Origin of the sequence: Thioclava sp. FR2, assembly GCF_051200875.1 — a bacterium.
GTDB lineage: Bacteria > Pseudomonadota > Alphaproteobacteria > Rhodobacterales > Rhodobacteraceae > Pseudotabrizicola.
In genome coordinates this window covers 1,377,951-1,399,956 of sequence record NZ_CP195191.1, presented here as the reverse complement: position 1 = coordinate 1,399,956, position 22,006 = coordinate 1,377,951, and the positions used below count along the sequence as shown (strand labels likewise).

19 protein-coding genes and 1 tRNA gene are annotated in these 22,006 nt (G+C 58.8%); 8 read left to right on the top strand and 12 right to left on the bottom strand.

Going from position 1 to position 22,006, the window contains the following annotated elements; genetic code table 11:
• Positions 1-494: 494 nt before the first annotated feature.
• From ACSBLW_RS06665 to ACSBLW_RS06655, 3 genes are read left to right on the top strand one after another with little or no spacing between them, the layout of a single operon-like run.
• Positions 495-1,187 carry a hypothetical protein gene (locus ACSBLW_RS06665; RefSeq protein WP_435259447.1) on the top strand — a complete coding sequence of 231 codons (693 nt, stop codon included), beginning with the start codon at positions 495-497 and terminating at the stop codon, positions 1,185-1,187.
• Positions 1,188-1,234: 47 nt separating this feature from the next.
• The gene (locus ACSBLW_RS06660) at positions 1,235-3,127 is read left to right on the top strand and encodes an MFS transporter (protein ID WP_435259446.1); all 1,893 of its coding nucleotides are present in this window, start codon (positions 1,235-1,237) and stop codon (positions 3,125-3,127) included.
• Positions 3,124-4,125, top strand: a complete 1,002-nt coding sequence (locus tag ACSBLW_RS06655) for an ABC transporter substrate-binding protein (protein ID WP_435259445.1) — start codon at positions 3,124-3,126, stop codon at positions 4,123-4,125. The genes ACSBLW_RS06660 and ACSBLW_RS06655 overlap by 4 nt, the downstream gene beginning before the upstream one ends.
• Before the next feature lie 412 nt (positions 4,126-4,537).
• On the opposite strand, the gene ACSBLW_RS06650 is transcribed toward ACSBLW_RS06655, so the two are convergent.
• The 6 genes from ACSBLW_RS06650 to ACSBLW_RS06625 form a co-directional block, all read right to left on the bottom strand.
• Entirely contained in the window at positions 4,538-4,810 is a 273-nt protein-coding gene (locus ACSBLW_RS06650) for a hypothetical protein (RefSeq protein WP_435259444.1), read from the bottom strand.
• Positions 4,811-5,189: 379 nt separating this feature from the next.
• Positions 5,190-5,546: a hypothetical protein gene (locus ACSBLW_RS06645; RefSeq protein WP_435259443.1), complete on the bottom strand. Its 357-nt coding sequence runs from the start codon at positions 5,544-5,546 to the stop codon at positions 5,190-5,192.
• Positions 5,547-5,563: 17 nt separating this feature from the next.
• On the bottom strand, positions 5,564-8,707 hold the full coding sequence (locus tag ACSBLW_RS06640) for an efflux RND transporter permease subunit (protein WP_435259442.1): 3,144 nt from the start codon (positions 8,705-8,707) through the stop codon (positions 5,564-5,566).
• An 11-nt stretch (positions 8,708-8,718) separates the two neighbouring features.
• The gene (locus ACSBLW_RS06635; protein ID WP_435259441.1) at positions 8,719-10,353 is read right to left on the bottom strand and encodes an efflux RND transporter periplasmic adaptor subunit; all 1,635 of its coding nucleotides are present in this window, start codon (positions 10,351-10,353) and stop codon (positions 8,719-8,721) included.
• Positions 10,354-10,416: 63 nt separating this feature from the next.
• On the bottom strand, positions 10,417-10,809 hold the full coding sequence (locus ACSBLW_RS06630) for a hypothetical protein (protein ID WP_435259440.1): 393 nt from the start codon (positions 10,807-10,809) through the stop codon (positions 10,417-10,419).
• Positions 10,810-11,322: 513 nt separating this feature from the next.
• Positions 11,323-11,398, bottom strand: a tRNA-Ile gene (locus ACSBLW_RS06625).
• Between the two features lie 134 nt (positions 11,399-11,532).
• Here ACSBLW_RS06625 and purM point away from each other — a divergent pair.
• Entirely contained in the window at positions 11,533-12,594 is a 1,062-nt protein-coding gene (gene purM / locus ACSBLW_RS06620) for a phosphoribosylformylglycinamidine cyclo-ligase (RefSeq protein WP_435259439.1), read from the top strand.
• Entirely contained in the window at positions 12,591-13,178 is a 588-nt protein-coding gene (purN, locus tag ACSBLW_RS06615) for a phosphoribosylglycinamide formyltransferase (protein WP_435259438.1), read from the top strand. Before purM ends, purN begins: the two co-directional genes overlap by 4 nt.
• On the opposite strand, the gene ACSBLW_RS06610 is transcribed toward purN, so the two are convergent.
• Both ACSBLW_RS06610 and ACSBLW_RS06605 read right to left on the bottom strand, forming a co-directional pair.
• Entirely contained in the window at positions 13,175-14,170 is a 996-nt protein-coding gene (locus ACSBLW_RS06610) for a Hint domain-containing protein (RefSeq protein ID WP_435259437.1), read from the bottom strand. The two genes, purN and ACSBLW_RS06610, sit on opposite strands and share 4 nt — an antisense overlap.
• A 136-nt stretch (positions 14,171-14,306) precedes the next feature.
• The gene (locus tag ACSBLW_RS06605) at positions 14,307-14,675 is read right to left on the bottom strand and encodes a YbaN family protein (protein WP_435259436.1); all 369 of its coding nucleotides are present in this window, start codon (positions 14,673-14,675) and stop codon (positions 14,307-14,309) included.
• 210 nt (positions 14,676-14,885) lie between these two features.
• Between ACSBLW_RS06605 and rnd the strand changes: the two genes are divergently transcribed.
• A complete protein-coding gene (gene rnd, locus ACSBLW_RS06600) occupies positions 14,886-16,043 on the top strand; it encodes a ribonuclease D (RefSeq protein ID WP_435259435.1) in 1,158 nt (385 codons plus the stop codon).
• A gap of 22 nt (positions 16,044-16,065) precedes the next feature.
• Here rnd and ACSBLW_RS06595 read toward each other — a convergent pair whose 3' ends face one another.
• On the bottom strand, positions 16,066-16,524 hold the full coding sequence (locus ACSBLW_RS06595; RefSeq protein WP_435259434.1) for a hypothetical protein: 459 nt from the start codon (positions 16,522-16,524) through the stop codon (positions 16,066-16,068).
• A gap of 123 nt (positions 16,525-16,647) precedes the next feature.
• Between ACSBLW_RS06595 and ACSBLW_RS06590 the strand changes: the two genes are divergently transcribed.
• A complete protein-coding gene (locus ACSBLW_RS06590; RefSeq protein WP_435259433.1) occupies positions 16,648-17,058 on the top strand; it encodes a SufE family protein in 411 nt (136 codons plus the stop codon).
• Here the strand turns inward: ACSBLW_RS06590 and ACSBLW_RS06585 are convergent.
• Positions 17,055-18,848, bottom strand: coding sequence for an aminopeptidase P family protein (locus tag ACSBLW_RS06585; protein ID WP_435259432.1), 1,794 nt, complete (start codon positions 18,846-18,848; stop codon positions 17,055-17,057). The two genes, ACSBLW_RS06590 and ACSBLW_RS06585, sit on opposite strands and share 4 nt — an antisense overlap.
• An 83-nt stretch (positions 18,849-18,931) precedes the next feature.
• On the bottom strand, positions 18,932-20,803 hold the full coding sequence (gene cobT / locus ACSBLW_RS06580; RefSeq protein ID WP_435259431.1) for a cobaltochelatase subunit CobT: 1,872 nt from the start codon (positions 20,801-20,803) through the stop codon (positions 18,932-18,934).
• Between the two features lie 204 nt (positions 20,804-21,007).
• On the opposite strand from cobT, the gene ACSBLW_RS06575 reads away from it, so the two are divergent.
• Positions 21,008-21,595 carry an NADPH-dependent FMN reductase gene (locus ACSBLW_RS06575; protein ID WP_435260055.1) on the top strand — a complete coding sequence of 196 codons (588 nt, stop codon included), beginning with the start codon at positions 21,008-21,010 and terminating at the stop codon, positions 21,593-21,595.
• Here the strand turns inward: ACSBLW_RS06575 and ACSBLW_RS06570 are convergent.
• Positions 21,592-21,978: a hypothetical protein gene (locus tag ACSBLW_RS06570; protein ID WP_435259430.1), complete on the bottom strand. Its 387-nt coding sequence runs from the start codon at positions 21,976-21,978 to the stop codon at positions 21,592-21,594. The two genes, ACSBLW_RS06575 and ACSBLW_RS06570, sit on opposite strands and share 4 nt — an antisense overlap.
• Positions 21,979-22,006 lie beyond the last annotated feature (28 nt).

The window sequence follows — 22,006 nt, the reverse complement described above, 5'->3', positions numbered from 1 at the left end:
CACCAGTAATTTTGGAAAGATGTCGTGGAAAGGCGGGTTCGTTCTCGCAGGGAAAACGACGCGACTTTGTCGTGCCGCCGGCTCATCCCGCGTCGAGGAGCGTCCACAGGGCATGCACGCGGGACGGGGTGCTCTTTGGGTCACTGCCGCATGAGATGACAGGGATAAAATTACCGGTCCAGTGGCGCCATGGCCGACAGAATACTTAACCCCACCGTCCCTTTAACCTTTCACAACAGCTACCCCGTTCTGATTAGGCCAATCGCAGAGGCTCCAGACTTGCACTTTCCTGACAAATGGGGCCAAGACCATTAGCCGATCTTAGGATTGGCACCGAGCAAACGATAAATTCCTGTGGTCAAATTATCGAGGCCCTAGCACATCGAAAAGGTCGCGGTAATATTCGGCAAACGCTCTGGCCGGCAGCTGGGAGAAACCGGATGACAATGTTCTGGCGACTTTGGGTCATCGCGTCTGCGACTTTGGCGTTCGCCATGGCGATCTTTGTCGGCCTCATTCTCCTGCAGTTCCAGAATATCCAACACAAGCTTCTTGCGGAACGAGTGGCCGTGTTGGCAACGAATACCGCGCAGCCATTTAATGCGGCGACTAGTATCGGAATTCCACTGGCGTCGGTGAGGAACGCTGGGGCACTACTTGAGCGCGCGAGACAGACTGACGACGCGATTACAGCGATCCTGGTCGTCGACGCTGAAGGCAATCTGCAACATCGCGCCGGAAATGACGACACAGCTTTCGTAGAACTGGCGCAACCAGAGGATTGGGCCGCTGGAACGGTCAACCTTTTCGACGACGGTCGAATTGTGTCCTTCAATCCGATTGTCTGGTCTCCCGGCGAACGTCCGGGGGCAATCGTTGTCGCCCTCGACGGAAGCGCCAGCATAAACCGAACGTGGGCGATGGGTGCCGAACTTGCCGCAGCCGCCATTGCCTTCTTTACTTTGGCAAGCATGCTGATCGCAGTTGGGTTGAGAACGGCCTTCGCTTCAGAGATATCGGCCTTTGCCGCGATCGAGAGGGATGTTGAGCTTTTCGACCGTGATACATGGATGGTCGATGGGGCTGAGCTTGAGGAAGGGGGCGAGCTGCATCGCGTTTTAAACAACACCTATGCACAATACCGCGCGTCCGTTAGTAGCGCCCCATCATCGGTCAGCGTCAACTAATGTCCTACGATCTGAATCGGCTCGCGTCGGCCTCTATCCGCTCACGCATGACCGCAATTCTCACCGCGGTAATTGCACTTTGGATGTTTCTCTTCAGTTTCGTAGCTCTCGTCTCGCTGGATCGTGCGGTTTCTCCAGAAATCCAGCAGCGCACGCTCCTTATCGGGAACGTCGTGCGCGACAACTTACAACAGACGCTGTCGGTCGGAATTCCGATCGACATGCTGGGTGGGATCGAAGCCTATCTTGAGGAGATTATAGACGAGTTTGCCGAGATAAGACGAATTACCGTTATTAGCAGCAAGGGAGCCGTCGTCGCCGACTTCCAACGTGCCGAGAAGCCCGCGATCCTTGATCAGCTCGAGGTTGGAAAGTGGCTCGGTATTTCAAGTTCCGAGCTCAATTTGCCGGTCTTGGCAGGAAACGAGGTTGTCGGACACATACGCTTGGTCACCAGCGCTCAGTTTGTTGAAACGCGACTGCGGTCCGTGTTGCTTGACGCATCTGTGCTGACGATGGCTGTAGTGCTGATTGGCGTTGAATTTGCACTTGTTGTTGCATCAGCCTTGATCTGGAGGCCTTTGCGTTCGGTCGTAGCAGTCGCCCGCGAACAGGAGAGGGGAAGCTTCGTTCACGTCCTGACACCTAGCGGCTTGCCAATATTCCGTTTCCTGGCGTTGCGGCTGAACGGCCAGGCGCAGCATGTGGCCGATCGGATTAAGGCTTCGGGCGTCGGCGTTTCAGCATTTCCCAGACTGATCTCAATACTCGACCTCGCTGACATGCGTCTTGCGCTGTTTGCCTTTGCCGCGGCAACCGAAGTCACGGCATCCTTCCTGCCAGTCTATGCGCGGGGCGCCACGCGCCCTGACTGGCTGGATCCGGGAGTGGCGGCTGCCGCCCCCTCGGCGGTCTATCTTGCTGTTCTTTCTATATTGGCCCCATTCGTGAGTCGTCTTGTCCTGCGGTTCGGGCCACGCAAGGTTTTCATCTTTGCTTCAATTCCCGCAGCGCTTGCGCTGCTTGGTATGGCTGCAGCTGATAGCGTTGCGAGCGTGATCTTCTGCCGTGGAGTTATCGCGTTTTGCTACGCGTTTGCCACGATCGCATGCCAGGACTATGCCCTTGCACTGCGCGCCGGCCAAGATGGGGCCAAGACGTCTGCGATCATAATGGCGATGGTCTTCGGTGGAACCTTTTGTGGCGCAACCATCGGCGGCATCTTCGCTGATCGTTATGGCTACGAAGCTGCCATAATGCTGGGTGCTGCGCTTGCCCTCTTTGCCGGGCTTGCAGGCTACCGAGGGCTCCGATCGGCGGACGCCAGGCCGTTCAGGCCGGATGCAGCTGCGCCCTCGGCCGCTGTGCCCTCTCCTATGATGTTCTATGGGTTCCTTTTTGGGATTGTTGTGCCGATGAATCTCGTGACGGCGGTCGGTATTTGGTATTTGGCTCCGCTCCGTCTTGCTGCACTCGACGCATCTCCAGCCGAAACGGCTCGCGTCATTATGCTGTTCTATCTCTGCCAGCTTTTGCTTGGCCCAGTGGCGGTCCGGATGGCGGAGTCTCGATTCGGGCTGAAAATGACAATGATCTTGGGGGCCTTCGTGGCAGGAACATCCCTCACGCTCTTTGGAGGCGAGACGTTCTGGCTGATGACGGCAACGGTTGCGGGTGTAGGTGCCGGCTTTGCATTGCTGCGCGGGCCTGCTCTCGAATTCGCGGCACAGCAATCGACTAATGCTCCGGGACGGATGGCAGTTTACCGAGTTGCAGAAAGGGCTGTCGCTTTGGCCGGTCTTTTGACTGCCGCTGCAGCACTTGGAAGCGATGCGAGTGGGCATATCATCGATGCACTTTCACTTATTGTATTTTTGGGGCTTCTGATTTTCAGTTCTGCGTCGGCCATCTCTCATTGGAAGAGGAGACACAAAAAATGAAGACACTGTCTCTGGTTGCTTTGGTTTCCTGTGCATGGGTTATCGCGCTCGCGTCCACCGCCACCGCGGACACCAAGAAAATCGCAATCGTAGCTTGGAGAGGTTGTGAGGAGGCGTGTCAGGGATTTCAAGATTACTTTGTGGAACGTAGCCACCCGGTAGAATTCACGATTTACGATGCTGCTCAGGACAAGATTCGCCTGCCGATGATCCTTGCGGAAATAAGGGCGGCAGAGACTGATTTGATCCTGACATGGGGCACGACTGTCACCTTGGGTGTTGCCGGAACGCTTGAAACTCAGGGGGCCAGCGATCTGAACAACGACATTCCGCAAGTATTCATGATTGTTGCTGATCCTGTGGGTTCAGGAATAGTTCGCTCGCTTGATGAAACGGGCAGGCCGAACGTAACCGGAACCTACAACCGCATGCCGGAGACCGTTACGCTACAGACGATCCGGAATTTCATGCCTTCAGTTCGTCACATTGGTCTATTGTTCAATACCGACGAGAAGAACTCGATCATCAAGCGAGACGAACTGGCCTTGCTGGCTCGTGAACAGGGCCTCGAATTCACCTCCCTGGAAATTGCCATTGGAGCGGATGGCAAGCCCAAAGCTGAAGACATCGCTATCAAGATGGTAAAACTGAAGGAAGCTGGTGTCGAATTCGTATATGTCGGTAGCTCATCATTCCTTCAATCGCATGCCGCTGACCTTGGAGACGCGGCAAGGGAAACGGGTCTGCCTGTCCTTAGTCCTTACGAAGACATGGTCCGTCAAGGAGGCGCGTTAATGTCGGTTGCGGCCCGGTATCAGGACGTCGGGAATCTTGCCGGGAAGCAGGCAGAAAAGATTCTCTTCGAGAATATCCCGGCAGGGAACCTTCCAGTTTTGCGAATGAAGGACTTCGCCCTCACGATCAACATGTCTGTCGCGAATGCTTTGAATATTTACCCGCCGATCGGATTGCTGCAGATCGCAGAAATCGTGGACTAGACGCCCAGCCTGCGCCTTGTTCGGTGAGGTCGGGAACAAGCAGCACGGCGATGGATCATTTTCGTGCCACCTCTGCCTGACAGAAACAGTGCGAACTGGGACGCGAACATTTAGCGCAGGAAATGGCCTTGGCAGATGCCAAGTAGCGAAGTCCTGCGATTGCAGCACGCCCATATGCGGGGCTAACCCGCGCTGACATGGGGAATGCTAACCCGTCTACGCCCACCACCTCGTCCCGCTTCGAGATGCGTACGCAGGGCGCTTTTGCGGAATGGGGTGATCTTTGGGTCACTGCCGCACGGGACGACTCTGGTCAATTCGATCCATGCCCTCTCGTTTTCGGTCAGTTGCTCCCACGATCCCGCTGGGGACATGGGAAGGGCAAAAAAAGTATCATCGCGGTCGCGGTTCATTACCCGAAGATCCCCCTCAGTGCTGCGCGTGAATGCGCTGTCTGCACCGAAACGCTGTTGTTTGAGAGCTGATGTTGCTCATCCAGGCAGCCCTGCTCATTCGCGCTGACGGGCGAGCCGAAGACCTCGACGATGGCCTTTGCGGCTGTCGTGCCGACCGCCTGGTCCAGCGCAAGCCGCATTAGAAGGGCAGGATCCATCTTAAGCGCCTTCGCAAGCAAGGGCACGCGGTCGGGCGGGACCTTGTTGCGGCCATGGTTGAGGAAGGTCATCTAATTGGCATTTGTGAAGCCAGCCTCGGAGGCGATTTTGTCATTGGTTTTCAGGTGAGTCTGGTCACGCACGAGATCCGTAATCAGTTTTGCGGCCGGGGCATCCTTGAAAGGGGTGGATCATAACGGCCTCACTTGTTGTTGGTGATACCACTTGCTTGCCGGTGCTGACCGGCGCGATCGGGTGGGACCTGTTTGCTCTCTTCGGGAAGGTGCGAAGTCGTAGAGGTTGTTGGTCGATGCTATGGGGGTTCGCCAGTCCCCTGCGCTCGGGGCTGGCGAACCCTCCTGATTGGTCGAGTTGATTGCAGTCGTCAGGCGATGTTGATCCCCCACTGAACGTCCGCTTTGGGCGCATGTTATCGACGACCGGTTAGGCTCAAAACTTCGCCTGCACGGTCTTTCCGTCTGGGCCGACAAGTTGCACTGCGCCCTTCACGTCGGTCGGAACCTCTACCCCCGTATCGGCGGAGAGTATGCCCGGCGTAGCGGGGGCAAGCGAGGCGCGCACGGGTTTGCCGTCGATGAGCAGGATGGCGGTGCCGGTCATGGTGGAGGTGTCAATGACGCTGTCATCGTCCATCGTGATATGGACATTCACCATCGTGCCTGCGGGGACAAGTTCGACGCGATAGGGGCCAGCGTCAACACGCATGCCGCCGTTCGGGCCAATGCCCGGTTCATGGGCGGCTGCAGGTGCCGCAAGAAAAAGCAGGGTGAAGATCGTGCGAAGCATAAGGATTGCCTTTCGGTTCAGAATGTCTGGATGGGAGCGGCGGAGGCGTGGAGCGTCTCCGATCGTCTGGTTCTTTCGGCCACGACCAGCCGCTCGACCGACTTACGGCCATAGCGCAGGAAGAGGATGGGTGTCAGGAAGGTGTCGAGGAGGGTCGAGGAAATCAGCCCGCCGAAGATCGTGATGGCGACGGGGCTAAGGATTTCCTTCCCTGGCGCATCTGCCCCGATCATCAAGGGGATGAGTGCGACCCCGGCGGACAGGGCGGTCATCAGGACCGGTGTCAGCCGTTCGAGCGAGCCGCGGACGATCAGGTCGGGGCCGAAGTCCATTTGCTCATGTAGGGCTAGGTTGATGTAGTGGCTGATCTTCAGGATGCCGTTCCGCGCCGCGATGCCGGTCAGGGTGATGAAGCCGATCATCGAGGCGACGGACAAGGGTTGTTCTGCGATCCACAAGGCGGCGACAGAACCGATGAGGGCGAGCGGCACCGATCCCATGATGATCAGGGCGCAGACCGCCGACTTGTAGCGACTGTGGAGGATCGCGAAGACCATCCCCAGCGAGATAAGCGAAAGAAACGCGATGGTGCGACTGGCCTCTTCTTGTGCTTGGAACGTCCCTTCCAGCGAGGCTGTATAGCCTTCGGGAAGGTCGGCCTCGGCGAGAATGTCGCGGATCTGTGCGACGACTGCTGCCATGTCTACCTGGCCGTCGGTATTGGCCAGAACGATAATCCTGCGGCTGCCGTTTTCACGCAGGATCTGGTTCGGACCATCGGTTTCCGTCACTTCGGCAAGTTCGCTGATGGGAATCCAGCCGGAAGGCGTTTCGATCAGGAGATTGCGCAACCCTTCGGTAGTTCGGCTTTCATCTGGCAGGCGCATCACCACGTCGTAGGACCGGGCACCATCGACGAGGCGCGAGACGATGCTGCCATTCGACAGGCGTTCCAGCGCCTCGGTGATCGCAGCGGGTTGGATACCGTAGAGGGCGGCACGGTCGTAATCGACGCGGATTTCCAGTTGCGGGATACGGACCTGTTTTTCGACCTGCAAGTCAACGATCCCGTCGATCGCTGCGATCTCGGCGCGCAACCCTTCAGCTGTGGTGCGAAGCGTGTCGAGGTCGGGACCGAATACCTTTAGGGCAAGCTGGGCGCGGACACCGGAGAGCATGTGGTCGAGCCTGTGCGAGATCGGTTGCCCCACATTCACCGCGACTGGCAGAACCGCCAGGCGGGTGCGGATGTCAGCCACGATTTCGTTCTTGGAACGGTCAGAGGGTTCCAGATCAACTTCAATTTCCGAGGAATGCACACCTTCGGCATGCTCGTCGAGTTCGGCCCGCCCCGTGCGGCGGCCTACGGCGCGGACTTCCGGAACGTCGAGGATGAGCTTTTCGGCGATCAGACCGACGCGGTGGGATTCCGCCAGCGAGATGCCGGGATTGAACAGCATCGAGATGGTGAAGGTGCCTTCGTTGAAGGGCGGCAGAAAGGCGCGGGGAAGCAGCAGTGCCGCCCCTGCTGCCATCAGGACGGCGGCGACCGACAGCGCCATCAGGCTGCGCTGCCAGCGGAACACAACGGCCAAGGCGGCGCGGTTGCCCTGTTTGAGTTTGTGGACAAGCCAGCCCTCGTGTTCGTCCAGACGCTTCAGGCCCGGCAGCAGGTAGTAAGCCATCACCGGTGTCAGGGTGATCGAGACCAGAAGGCTGACGAGGATCGAGATGATGTAGGCCTGACCAAGTGGTGCGAAGAGCCGACCTTCGATCCCAGACAGGGCGAAGAGTGGGACAAAGACGAGGACGATGATCATCGTCGCATAGACAATGCCCGACCGAACCTCTTGCGAGGCGGAGACGACGACTTCGAAGTTAGAGCGGGGATTGCCTGCCTCGCGGTTTTCGCGCATCCGGCGGAAGATGTTTTCGACGTCCACGACGGCGTCATCGACCAGTTCCCCAATGGCGATAGCGAGGCCACCCAGCGTCATCGTGTTGATCGACAGGCCAAGAAATTGGAACACAACTGCGGTGACGAGGATCGAAACGGGTATCGCGGTGAGCGAGATGAAGGTCGTGCGGGTGTTCAGAAGGAAGGCGAAAAGGACAATAGCCACGACCACGATTGCCTCGACCAGCACGGTCTGCACATTCCTGACCGAGGTTTCGATAAAATCCGCCTGCCGGAACAGAACGTTGTCGGCCTTGATGCCCTTTGGCAGAGCAGCGGTGATTTCGGTCAGTGCAGACTCGACATCGCGGGTCAGGCGGATGGTATCGACATCGGGTTGCTTTTCCACTGAGACAATCACGGCGGACTGGCCCATATAGCCTGCCTCGCCCCGTTTCAGGCGTGCGCCGTAGCCGACTTCGGCCACCTGATGCAGCAGGATGGAGCGTTGGCCGTCGCTCTTGACAACCACCTTCTTCAGGTCATCGAGGTTGAGAGTGCTGCCGATGTTGCGGATCAGAAACTCGCGAGCGTATTGGTCGGTGAAGCCGCCGCCCGTATTGCCGCCGAAGGCGGTGATCGCGGCCTCTACCTCCTCTAGCGTAACGCCAAGGGCGCGCAGGGCGGCGATGTCGGGTGCGATGCGGAACTGGCGCACCTCACCCCCAATGGGGATGACCTGTGCGACGCCGGGGATCGTCAGAAGGCGGGGGCGCACGATGAAATCTGCTGCCTCGCGCAGCTCCATTGGCGACACGCCTTCGGGGGCGGTCATGGCGACCAGCATGATCTGGCCCATGATGGAACTGATCGGCCCCATCTGCGGGACCACGCCGTCGGGCAGTTGCGCCGAGACGAGGGAAAGTTTTTCCGCGATCTGCTGGCGGTTCCGGAATATGTCAGTGCCCCAATCGAATTCGACATAGATGATCGACAGGCCGACGCCCGAAACAGAGCGCACCCGTTCCACGCCGGGCAGGCCGTTCATCTGCGTCTCGATCGGATAACTGACGAGCTTTTCGACTTCGGGCGGGGCGAGGCCCTCAGCCTCGGTCATGATGGTGACGGTGGGGCGGTTCAGGTCTGGGAATACATCGACCGGAAGGCGCTGGATGGTGAAGGCCCCATAGCCCATCATGATGATGGCTATGGCCAGAACCAGCACGCGGTTGCGCAGGGACTGCGTGACGAGGAAAGTGAACATGTCAATTCTCCTCAGCGCAGCTGGTTCAGGAGTTCGGCACCCTGCGTCACCACGCGGTCGCCTGCGGCGATGCCCGCCAGCACGATCACCCGCCCGCCGTCAAGGGCGGCTGTCCGCACGGGGCGCGGTTCGAAGAGCTCGGGGCCGACATGCAAGAAGACGATGTTCTCGCCATTACCGCCGCGGATCACCGCATCGCGCGGAACACCAATGCCCGTGGCCACATCCGCCGTTTCGGCATAAACTGTGATGCGGTCACCGACCTGAAGGTGGCCGGTCGGCCGGTCGATGCGGAATTGCACAGGTCGGGCTTGGCCATCTTCGGCAAAGCCCAACCCGATCAGCGACAGCGGGATGGACTGACCATCGGGCGCGGCGACGGATGCCTCGCCCGCGATGTTGGCATTGATGAAGAGGGATGCCTCGACCCAAAGTTTCGCGGGGTCGATGATGTGGAAAACTTCGGTGTAGGTTTCAGCGATCAGGCCCGGGGCGGCATTCGCCTTAGACACGATCCCATCGACAGGTGCCACCAGTGGTTCGGCGGTTGCGGGAAGGGAATCGAGTGCGGTGCGCCGATCACGCAGGCCTTGCAGGGTCAGTTCGGCCTCTTCCAGTTGCGCCTTGGAGATCGTCCCGGCGGCTGCAAGTGGGCGGTAGCGGGCGAGTTGGCGTTCTTCCAGCGCAATTTCCTGATCGAGCTCCGCCTTGGTCTGGCGGATCGAAGATTGGTCGGCTGCGGCCAGCGAAGGTTCGACCAGTGCCATCAGTTGACCCTTCTGCACCCTGCTGCCGAGGACGGGGAAGCCCTCGGGCGGCGGGGCGAGGCGCCCGCCGACGGCTGTCTGGACAAAGCCGCTCGCGTTCGGGTCGGGGATGATCCGGCCTGCCATCTCGATGCTGCGGCGATGTTCGGCTTCCTCGGCCATCACTGTGCGGATCGCGAGAATGCGCTGCGCGGCCTTAGGGGCAAATATGCGGCCGTCGGGCAAGCGCTGTGCCACGTCGCGGACGATGGGGGTTGTCGTTTCTGCGATAGCGACGGAGCTGGTGACCATTACGGCCAGCACTGCGACCGCGACACCAGCCGCGAGGATGCGCCGGCGACGCAGGGCCATTACGGCCAAGCCTAGCAGGAAGCCCGTTCCGCCGAGGGCGGCCATCTTAAAGGCTTCGCTCCGGGATGGCGCTGCAAGTAACTGGATCAAGTCGCGACCTGCGTCCGGCCCAGGGGGGGCTACTACCGGAGCAGGGATCGAAAGCGTTGCGGTGAGGAAGTCGATGTCGGCTCCGGCTTCCACCGTGAAGAGTAATTCATAGTCGCCCGGCTCGGTCGCCCAGCGGGCGTCTAGCTGGTAGACATCATCATCGACCATCGCCGTTACCGGGCCCGCGGGCGTTTCGACCGAGACAGTTGCACCCGTCACCGGTTCGTTCGTGTCGAAGCGGTCGATGTAGATCGTCAGCGCAGCATCGTCGGCGACGGCGACCAGTTCGAACAGCGTTGAAGCAGCCGTCGCGCGGGGTGCCGTGACGATTGTAGGGGGCGGGGCTTCGTCCCCATGCGAATGGCCTTCATGCGACAATGCAGGAAGGGAGATCAAGCTCAACAGGGCGGCGAATACGCCAGTGCGGAAATGGGTCACGAGACACCTCGATTTGGCTGAACGGGAGTTGTGGTGCCGCCATGATGCAGCAGGGGCGATCCGTCAGCTTCTTGGTGGTCGTTTCAGGGCTGTTTGAGGCCGGGCCTCGGCGCGTGTGTCTGAGGGGAGTGCGTATGCGGCGGAAAGCGTGGTCAAGCCATGGGCATGGCCCAGAGTGGAGAGCAGGGCGGATGCACAGGTGGCGGGCGAGCAGCAGAGGGTTTTGCATTCGTCGACATCGGGGACCATGTCGGAAGCGCCCGACCCGGTATCATCCGCGGTTTCGACGACGTGGGCCGTTGTGTGGAGGCCATGGGCCTCGGCCTTTGACGGTGCAAGCAGTATTGACGCGAACAGAAAAACACAGGCCAGAACGACATGGTGCAGCAAGCTAGACGCCACGAACGGCAACCGGCGTGGTAATCCATTGGTTGTCGGCAGGCGCATAAGGGTCATGGGAGGTCCAAGGCTTTCACTGGGTGCAAATAGCCGACATTCAGTTTGTCTGTAATCACAAAATCGTCAGTCCTGCAAGCTGGGCAGCGCTACTGCTTGGCCCTTGAAGTGCCCAGTGGGGTTTCGTCTATGTTGCATGAGCAGAGGTGGCCAAAGGCAAGCGCCATCACTTCTGAAAGCCCGGTTTTGGATGGTTTAAGAAGCCGAAGACTGCACACCGAACCCTGCTTCCCGTTCAGCTTTCGCGATCTGCTGACTGAGGCGTGCCACAGAGGCAGTTTGTGCTGTGGTTGCTTCGCACCTTACACCCCGCAAGCGGTTCGATCAGCCTTGAGCGCGGTTCGTCCAGAAAGGGACAAAGTCGCGCGGGCACTTCTATGCGTGCATAGAATCGTCCATCTTTCGCTTTGAAAGTTCTGAGTTTTCCGTTCAGTGCTGGCCCGTGGCTTTGGAACCAAAAACGGCACAACCTGTCGAAATGCAATGAATTTATTTTATATCAAAAAGTTGTGGTGGTAGGCCCGGAGGGACTCGAACCCCCAACCAAGGCGTTATGAGCGCCCTGCTCTAACCATTGAGCTACAGGCCCCTACCGACGCCCTGCGTAACAGATCGGTGCTAACGGTCAAGTCAAGCGCGTGCAATTTTCTGCTGCTTTGTTGCACCGCAGCGGCGAAAGTCGTATGGGGTCGCCAACGGCGGATTCCCTTCAGGAGACGGGCGATGAGCGAGAGCACGGCCAAGGGCCACAACGGTTTGACCTATGCCGATGCGGGCGTGGACATCGACGCAGGCAATGCCTTGGTGGAACGGATCAAACCAGCCGCAAAACGCACATCCCGCACCGGGGTCATGGGCGGGTTGGGCGGTTTTGGAGGGCTGTTCGATCTGAAGGCTGCGGGTTTCAAGGATCCGGTCCTTGTGGCTGCGACGGATGGAGTTGGCACAAAGTTGCGGATTGCCATTGATACGGGCGTTGTTGACACCATCGGCATTGATTTGGTCGCCATGTGTGTAAACGACTTGGTTTGCCAAGGCGCCGAACCGCTATTCTTCCTTGATTACTTTGCAACCGGGAAACTGGACGTCGATCAAGCGGCGACCATCGTCGAAGGCATTGCCGAAGGTTGCGCCCAATCGGGCTGCGCGCTTATTGGGGGCGAAACCGCCGAGATGCCGGGAATGTACCACAAGGGCGATTTTGACCTTGCTGGCTTTGCGGTCGGCGCGATGGAGCGCGGTGTCGATCTTCCCCGCGACGTGCAGGCAGGCGACGTTCTCTTGGGGCTGAAGTCCTCGGGCGTTCATTCGAACGGCTATTCCTTCGTCCGCAAGGTTGTTGAGATGTCCGGTCTTGGCTGGGATGCGCCTTGCCCCTTTGGCGAAGGGAGCCTGGGCCAAGCCTTGCTTGCGCCGACCCGGCTTTACGTCAAACAGGCGCTTGCTGCCATTGGCGCCGGAGGGGTGCATGGCTTTGCCCATATCACAGGTGGCGGTTTGACCGAAAACCCTCCGCGCGTTCTGCCCGATGGGCTGGCCTGTGAAATCGACCTTGGGGCATGGGAATTGCCGCCGGTCTTCCGTTGGCTGGCTTCGACCGCCAACATGAGCGAACCCGAACTCTTGAAGACCTTCAACTGCGGGATCGGCATGATGATTGTCGTCGCCAGTGACAAAGTGGATGCTGTGACGGCTGTTCTGCAAGAGGCTGGCGAAGAGGTTGTCAGCCTCGGCCGGATTATCGAGGGGCAGGGCGACGTCGTCTACAACGGTCGCCTGCTGTGACGCGTGTTGCCATCCTGATTTCCGGGGGTGGCTCGAACATGCTGCGGCTGGTCGAAGCAATGCAGTCGGATGGATTTGCCGAACCGGTTCTGGTTGGGTCGAATGACCCATCCGCCGGGGGGCTTGCCAAGGCGACCGCCCTTGGCGTTCCGACCTTTGCCATCGATCACCGGGACTTCGGCAAGGATCGCTCCGCTTTCGAGGCCGAGCTTCTGAAGTCGCTGCTGGCTGCACAACCTGATGTGCTATGCCTTGCCGGGTTTATGCGGGTTCTGACGTCTGATTTTGTGCGCCATTTTGACGGGCGGATGTTGAACATTCACCCGTCGCTTCTGCCGAAATATCCGGGCCTGCATACGCATCAAAGAGCGTTGGATGCCAAGGATAAAGAGGCTGGCTGCACTGTGCATCAGGTGACCGCTGAACTTGATGCCGGCCCTATTCTAGGGCAGGCACGCGTTCCGGTCCTTGAAAGCGATACCGCTGAAAGCCTTGCAGCGCGGGTCTTGGTGCAGGAGCATCGGTTGTACCCGATGGTCCTGCGACGTTTCGTGGCGCAAGATACCTCGCGGATTGATCTTTAAGCCGTAATCACTCGGGCAAAGTCGCGGGTAACGGTGGTTCGGGCTATGCCACGGCCCGTGCCATGATCTGCGCTTAAAGTAGGAAATATAGCGCGGATCTCCTCACGAGCTTGCCGTCCAAAAGCGGACATCGCCATACCGCCGGGAAACAGGCTTTCGGTCAGCGCGCCTTCGGCCAGAATGACCTCGTGGTGTTCACATAAAAGATGGACGTAGGTGATCATCGGGCGCCGCACCCTTCTGATCGTCCGCCCGTTTACCAAATGGACCGCAGCGGCAAACACCTCTGTTTCGCCAGTGATCAGTTGGGTGTTCCAACCGCGGCAGAGCATCCGATGCTGTGGCGAGACAAGCAGACGCCTACGGTTTCCAAGAACGTTGGCCTCAATGCGTACAGGCGCCATGCTGCCAAGACCGCAGACTTTTCGCTTTCCCGCCCAGACGACCTCTTGAAAACCATTATCGGCAGTCTGCAGTCGGTCGCCGGGGGCAATCAGTTCTACCGGGCAGGGGCCTCGGTCGGTTTGCACCAATGTTCCTGCAGCAAAACAGGGAATTGCAGGCGGAGTCGGAGGAAACGACGTGGCGAAAAGAGGGTCATAGCGCGTCGGGTTGATGCCGGGCCCTATTTGCAGCGTTCCCGGCTCGATAGGTGCCAGTTGGATCACCAGCTTGGGTGAGGAAAAAATCAGATGGCCGCCAGACGTCGCGCGGCCCTGAAACATATTGGGGTTCGGAATGATCTCGGAATAGATCGGCGGTTCTGGTGGATCAGGGTCAGGCCATGCGTAAATGCTGATCGAATAGGCCGAACTGAAGGTCGGTTCCGTTCCATCCGGGTATGAGATCACAACACGGAAATACGTCGTCGCCGACCCCAATGGATCGACCTCGCCCAATGTAACCTTCACTCCGTTCGAATTGCCTGATGTTCGCACGGACGAATATGTCGCGACTTGATCGCCGCGAAGATAAACTTCTGTGGTGGGCATTTTCGCCTCTGACTGCTCAGAGGTGAAGATACAACAAAAAGTGTGGTTACTACATCCTTAAGGCGATTTTTTCGCGAAATCCGCACATTTCTGCCACGATCCGGGCCGAATTTGTGCCGGAACCCTATGGTTTTTGCTAGTTTTCTTCTCTTGGGCCAGATGGGCGCGTCACGATCCAGCACCCCATGATCAACAAAACACTGCCTTGCGCCGCCAAAACCCAAGGCTTCAGGCCCAAGTAAAGGCTGAGCCCAAATGCTGCGGCCATCGCCAAAATCGACGCGGCTTTGGCCTTTGGTGGGATGGCACCATGCTGCCGCCAATCGCGGATGGCAGGGCCGAAGAGCGGGTGCTCCCACAGCCAATCATGCATACGCGGAGAAGATTTCGCAAAACACGCTGCCGCAAGGATCATCATAGGCGTAGTGGGGACAAGTGGCAGAACAACGCCTGCAAGCCCAATTCCGACAGAAGCAAGACCCAAACCAAACCACAAGGGACGCATCAGTGGCGTCCCTCCGTCAGCAGACGGAAAAAGATCTGGGATCTACGCATTGGATTTGTCTTTTCTGCGATGGCAATTAGCAACAGTTAGGCCGCTTGCGAGGCATGGAAAAGGGTAATGCCGGCAAATTCCCTTCCCTTTCTACAAACCCACACCTATAGGTCGGAAATTCAGGCGGGATGACCCCGCACGCCCCGGCCAAGGATGCCCATGCGTACGATCACAACGACCGAAGATCTCGCCGCCTTTTGTGAGGCCGCCAAATCTGCCCCCTATGTCACCATTGATACCGAGTTTCTGCGAGAGCGGACCTATTGGTCAAAGCTCTGCCTGATCCAAATGGCGCTTCCGGGAAAGACGGGTGAGGCAGTCTTGATCGACCCGATCGAAGGCGTCGAAATGAGCCTTGAGCCCCTTTACGACCTGTTCCGACATGAGGCTACGGTCAAGGTCTTTCATGCGGCGCGGCAGGATCTGGAAATTTTCTTCGTCGAAGGCAATGTGTTTCCAAAGCCGCTTTTCGACACGCAGATTGCCGCGATGGTCTGCGGTTTTGGCGAACAGGTCGGCTATGAGACGCTTGTGCGAAAGATCGCCAAGGAAAACCTCGACAAGACCAGCCGCTTTACCGATTGGTCGCGCCGCCCGCTTTCCAATGCCCAGAAAGAGTATGCGCTGGCAGATGTCACGCATCTACGGGTGATCTATGAATGGCTTGCCGCGCAGCTTGCAAAAAATGGCAGGGCGCGTTGGGTTGCTGAGGAGCTTGGGGTGCTCACCGACCCTGAGACATATACTGTTCGCCCTCATGACGCATGGCAACGCGTGAAAACGCGGACAACGTCGGGTCGCTTCTTGTCTTTGGTTCGTGAATTGGCCCGCTTTCGGGAAGACTACGCGCAGAAGAATAACGTGCCTCGTAGTCGCGTCATGAAAGACGATGCTCTGTTAGAACTTGCCTCGACCAAGCCGCAGTCGATCGAGGAACTTGGACGTTCGCGCCTGCTGATGCGCGAGGGCCGCAAGCCCGAGATCGCAGAAGGCATCCTTGCGGCGATCAAGGCCGGGATCGAAACCCGTCCCGAAGATATGCCCCGGATGGAGTCCAACCAAGAGCAACTGCAGGTGAACCCCGCCTTGGCTGATTTGCTTCGCGTCTTGCTGAAAGCCAAATCCGAAAGCTTGGGAGTCGCGCCGAGATTGATCGCATCTTCTAGCGATCTTGATGCGATTGCTGCAGGTCAACGTGACGTCGAGGCTTTGCGGGGATGGCGCAAGGAAGCCTTTGGTGACGACGCTTTGCGTCTATGCCGTGGAGAAATTGCCCTGTCTGCCAAGGGTTCGGAAGTCCGCGTCGTTCAACTGTAACGATGCGGACCGAACTGCGGCGTTAGCGTTGTGCGCGGCTGCTGCGCGCATTGTTCGCGCCCTGGACAGTGATTTTGGTGATATATCCCAGCCGCTGCGGCGATACGGTCTTTGCAACGACAATCTCGCGAGAGCGTGGCGTATTCACATCGGCTTCGGTCAACGGCGGCAGCAACCGGAACTCCAGAACCAGATGGCTCGGATCGTCTTGCTCTAGCTCAACCAACTCGGCGTCCCACCACCCCTGCGTGGGGGTAATGCCCTTGGCCCGCACGATGATCCCGCCAGAGTAGGTTTCAATATTCATCGAAACCACGTCGGCTACCAGATAACGCGGATCCTTGGGCTTCTCGATCACGACTTTCTCTGCCGGCTCAGAACGGCCGAACCAATTGAACGGGTTCAATTTAGAGTCGCGCACAAAGCCACAATTGACGAGAAGCATAAGCGCAATGAGGGCAACCGAAAGCGAACGTGACATCGGGGCATCCAATCTGATTTCCCTTTGGGTATCCGATGAAAGGCCCTTTGAAAAGACCGCGATGGGGCTGGACCTGCCGCTTCCCGCGCTTTACCTCAGGAAGAAGAACCGGAAAGAGGCACCATGGCCAGCGAAGCTTTTGAAGAGATCGTAGAAACGTTCGAATTTCTCGACGACTGGGAAGACAGGTATCGCCATGTGATCGAACTTGGCAAGGCCATGGCACCCCTCGACGAAAGCTTCAAAGTGCCGGCCTACAAGGTAGATGGCTGCGCCTCTCAAGTTTGGCTTCGCCCGCAGATTGCCGGGGGAACCTTCGATTTTGAGGGGGACTCGGATGCGATGATTGTGCGGGGCCTGATCGCCGTCCTACATGCCCTTTATTCAGGCCAATCGCTTGCCGAGGTCGGCAAGATCGACGCTACAGCAGAACTTGCGCGCTTGGGTCTGAACGAACACCTCTCATCGCAGCGGTCAAACGGAGTCCGCGCCATGGTGGAGAGGATCCGTAAGACCGCCGCTGAAGCCGTCTAAAGCGGCGCGCAAGCTGCTTTCAGCCATTCGCGCGCTTCCTTGCTCAGCCGGGGGGCAAGCTTCTCCTCAACCTCGGCATGATATCGGTCCAGCCACGAACGCTCTGCCAAGGAAAGCAGTTCGCGTTTGATCATCCGCCGGTCAAAGGGAACGAAAGTCAGCGTTTCAAACGAATACTGATCGCGCAAGTCACCCAATGGCACTGCGGGCCCGACGACGATCAGGTTTTCCAGCCGAATGCCAAAAGCCCCTTCGCGGTAGTAACCAGGTTCGTTCGAAAGGATCATCCCAGGCTGTAACGGAATTTCCGATATCCGCGAAATGCGCTGCGGGCCTTCATGCACCGAAAGGAATGCGCCGACGCCGTGGCCTGTGCCGTGATCGAAATCCTGCCCCTCCACCCAAAGCGCAAATCGTGCCAAGGGATCAAGGTCACGGCCAGCCAGACCCTTTGGAAAGCGGACACGGGAAATCGCGATCATCCCTTGCAGCACCCGCGTATAGCAGAGGCGTGCTTCGTCTCCGGGATCGCCAATTGCGATGGTCCGGGTGATATCCGTTGTGCCATCAACGTATTGGGCGCCCGAATCCACCAACAAAATCTCGTTGTCCTGAACCGGACGGTTGCTGCCCTCGGTCACGCGGTAATGCATGATGGCGCCATTAGGGCCGGCCCCGCAAATCGTATCAAAGCTGATATCGTGCAAGGCGTTCGTCGCGCGCCGGAAGCCTTCCAGCCCGCGCACGACGTCAATTTCCGTCAGGCTGCCCTTTGGCTGTGCCTCCAGCCAGCACAGGAATTCCACCATCGCCGCCCCATCACGAATGTGGGCTTCCCGCATTCCAGCCAATTCGCCCGCGTTCTTGCAGGCCTTGGGCAGGCGGCAGGGGTCATCGCCCCATGCGACGTCAATCCCGGCTTCCTCCAATTCACGACCGACCGCAAGCGGAGCCGTTGTCCGATCGACGCGAACCGGGCCTTGCAGCGTATGCAGACCGGGGACAAAGGCTGCTGGCGGACGCAGCGAGACATGCTCGTCCAGATGCGCCCGAACCCGGTCGTCAAATTTCGCGGCCTCGGCATAGAGCGTTACCCGACCATCATCGTGCAAAACCGCAAATCCGTGCAGGATGGGGTTCCGCGGCACATCAGCGCCTCGAATGTTCAAAAGCCAGCAGAGTGAATCCGGAAGCGTGATGACGGCCGCGCGGTGACCAGATGCCCGTAGTTCCGCTGCAAGACGATGTCGTTTCGCGACACTGGTTTCCCCAGCCAATTCATCGGGATGGGCAAAGGCTGCTCCCAAAGGTGGTGCGGGTTGATCGGCCCAGATCGCGTCAACCATATTGCTGCAGGCTCGCAGCCCAATTCCAGAACCCGATAGTGCGGCTTCAATCTTTGCAATCTCGTCGGCGGTATGCAGCCAAGGGTCAAAGCCCACCTCGCCGCCAGCAAGGTGCTCTTTAATCCAATCTCCCGGCTTCACCTCGGGCCAGGGAACCGGCGTGAAACGGTCCAGATCGACCTGCGCTTTCACCTGAACCCGATAGCGCCCGTCTATGAAAACGCCTGCGATCCCCGGCAAGACAATGCAAAAGCCAGCCGAGCCCGTGAACCCGGTCAGCCACTGCAAGCGCTCGTCGCGCGCGGCCACATATTCTCCTTGGTGCACATCAGCCCGTGGCACGACAAAGCCCTGCAAGCCCTCAGCCACCAGCCGATCGCGCAAAGCCGCCAGTCGGGGACCACCCTGTGCCGGATCTGCATGGCTTTCAAAGCTCTGGAACATCCCTGTGGCCCTTTTTTCTGTCCAAAATATCCTCGGGGGTGAATGGGCTGCAGGCCCAGAGGGGGCTGACAGCCCCCTCCAACTTATCCAACCTTGCGCATGCCCAGAACACGGGCTCGCTTGCGCGGGTCGCTGTCGAACAGACCAGCCAGTTGCTCTGTCATCGCGCCCGCCAACTGCTCGACATCAGTGATCGTGACCGCGCGTTGGTAATAGCGCGTAACATCATGGCCGATGCCAATGGCGATCAGTTCCACGGCCTTCTTGCGCTCGACCATGGAAATCACGTCACGCAAATGTTTTTCAAGGAAGTTCGCGGGGTTGACCGAAAGGGTTGAATCGTCAACCGGAGCACCGTCTGAAATCACCATCAGGATCTTGCGCGCCTCGGGGCGGGCCAGCATCCGCCGGTGCGCCCATTCCAAAGCTTCGCCGTCGATATTTTCCTTCAGCAAACCTTCTTTCATCATCAGGCCCAGATTGGGCCGGGCGCGCCGCCAAGGTGCATCGGCCCCCTTGTAGATGATATGGCGCAGGTCGTTCAGGCGACCGGGTTGCTGCGTGCGCCCTTGTGCAAGCCAGCGTTCGCGACTTTGCCCACCTTTCCACGCCCGGGTGGTAAAGCCCAAAATCTCGACCTTGACGCTGCACCGTTCCAGCGTACGGGCCAGAACATCGGCACAAATCGCGGCAATCGAGATCGGGCGACCGCGCATCGACCCGGAATTGTCCAGAAGCAGCGTCACGCAAGTATCGCGGAACTCGGTGTCCTTTTCCTGCTTGAAAGACAAAGGCGTGGTCGGGTTCGCAACGACCCGCGCCAACCGCCCGGCATCCAGCGTGCCTTCTTCCAGATCGAAGAGCCATGACCGGTTTTGCTGGGCCTGAAGCCGGCGCTGCAACTTGTTGGCCAAACGGCTGACCGCGCCTTTCAGGGGCTCAAGCTGCTGATCAAGATACGCCCGCAGCCGCTCCAATTCGGCCGCTTCAGCCAAATCTTCAGCCCTGATTTCCTCATCGAAATCGGTGGTGTAAACTGCGTAATTCGGGTCAGCGGCCGAATGCGGGGCGGGCGGCGGCGGCTCAAGCGGCGCTTCTCCCTCTGGCATTTCCTGCTCTTCGCCATCGTCCATATCGGCGCTGTCTTCCATCGAGACCTGCGCCTGAGACTGATCTTGTTGCTGCTCTTGGCTTTGCTCCGGACTTGCCTCGGCCTCTTCCTCCTGAGACTGCTCGTCGCCGTTGCTTTCTGGCTCCTGCTCGTCCTCCTGAGCCTCGTCGTTCAGCTCGTCCTCATCTGGGGCATCCGGGTCATCGCCAAGCTGATCGCCATAGCCCAAATCAGAAATCACTTTGCGCGCCAAACGGGCGAAAGCTGCCTGATCGGCCAGCACATGGTCGATATTGTCCAGCGTGTCGGACGCTTGTTCCTCAATGAATCCGCGCCACAGGTTCATCACATTGGCAGCATTCGCCGGCAGGTCACGCCCGGTTGCCAAATGCCGCACCAGATAGCCAGCCGCCACGGACAGGGGGGCGTCTTGGGTGCTGGTGATCTGGCCATAGCCCTTGCGATCCGCCTCATAGGAAATCTTCGCGTCGATATTGCCGGCGGTGCCCGGCATGGCGCGGGCCCCCATCGCCTCGCAGCGGGCGGTTTCCATCGCGTCATAGATATCGCGCGCCAATTGGCCCGTGGGCGCATATCGGTTGCTGGTTGCCTCATTGTGGAACTTGCGCCGCATGGCAAACGCGTCCGCCGTACCACGGGCCAGCAAAACCTCGTCCCGCGTCATTCGGCGGCTGACTTGCGGAAGACGCACGCCTTCCTTGTTCATTCCCGGAGGATCGACCGAATAGGACACCGTCATGTCCGGGTCATCGGCCATGGTTTTGGTCGCCTCGGCGAGGGCTTTTTTGAACGGATCGGCGGGGTTGTCACTGGGCTTGCTCATTGGGCGAACATGGCACTCTGTCGGGGGCGCGGCAAGGGCCGTTTGTGCATGTTTCAAAGGCAGTTTTGCACAGCGGCAAGCCTTTCCTTCGTGCATTGCTGCACAAAGGAAGCGCGGCGGCGCGGAATTGTTCCGCAGCGGAAAGTGTCCATCTTTCAGGGCGTGTTCTTCAGTCAACCCGACGACCATCCTGAAACGGAGAAAATCATGTCCAAACCAAAGATTGCCATTATCACCGGATCCACCCGCCCGACCCGTTTCGCCGATATCCCGACCTCCTGGATCAAGGCTCAGGCCGAAGCTCGTGGCGATATGGAGGTTGAGGTGGTTGACCTGCGCGACTTCCCGATGCCGTTCTTTGACGAGGTTGCCTCGAACGCTTGGGCGCCGACCCAGAACGAAATCGCCGTGAAATGGCAGAAGAAACTGGCCGAGTTTGACGGCTATATCTTCGTCGTCGCCGAATATAACCGCTCGATCACCGGCGTTCTGAAAAATGCCTTGGATCAGGCCTATGTCGAATGGGCGCGCAAGCCTTTTGGCGCCGTGGCCTACGGGTCGATGGGCGGCACCTCGGCACTGGCGCATCTTCGGATGATCGGCGTCGAACTGCAGATGGTTCCGGTACGTAACTCGGTCCATATCGGCGGCGGCGACTTCTTCAAGGTCCATCCGGGGTTTGGCGGTTCGGGCAATCTGGCAGACATCGCCGGATCAATCGAGCCGTCGGCCAAGGCGATGTTGGATGACGTCGTATGGTGGGCGAACGCCACCAAAGCCGCAAAAGCCTAACCCAAAAGCAATGCCCTGCACGCGCCAAGAAGGACTTCGGCGCGTGCTTGGGCTCTTTGCCGCAAGGGCGCTTCCGTTCCGAAATCGGCTTGCATCAACAGCGCCCGTTGCGCGGCCTTTGCCTCTATGCGCCATGAAAGCGCGCGTCTGCCTTGACCCTCAGCCAGAACGGCCTGAACCAAGGCGGACATATTGGCGACCATCCTTGCAGTTCTTTCGCTTTCCGGCCCGTCAACCAGCCATTGATGTTCCATAAGGGCTGAGAAACGACCGGCACAACTGGCGAATTGATAGACTTGCTCCTCTCCAGCTTGGGGGGCAAGCGGCAATGTCCCCGCCTGAACTGGCAGGGCAAGCGAAACCATCACAAGGAAAGTTTTCATTCTGCCCATGTTTGCAGCATGGGGCTGA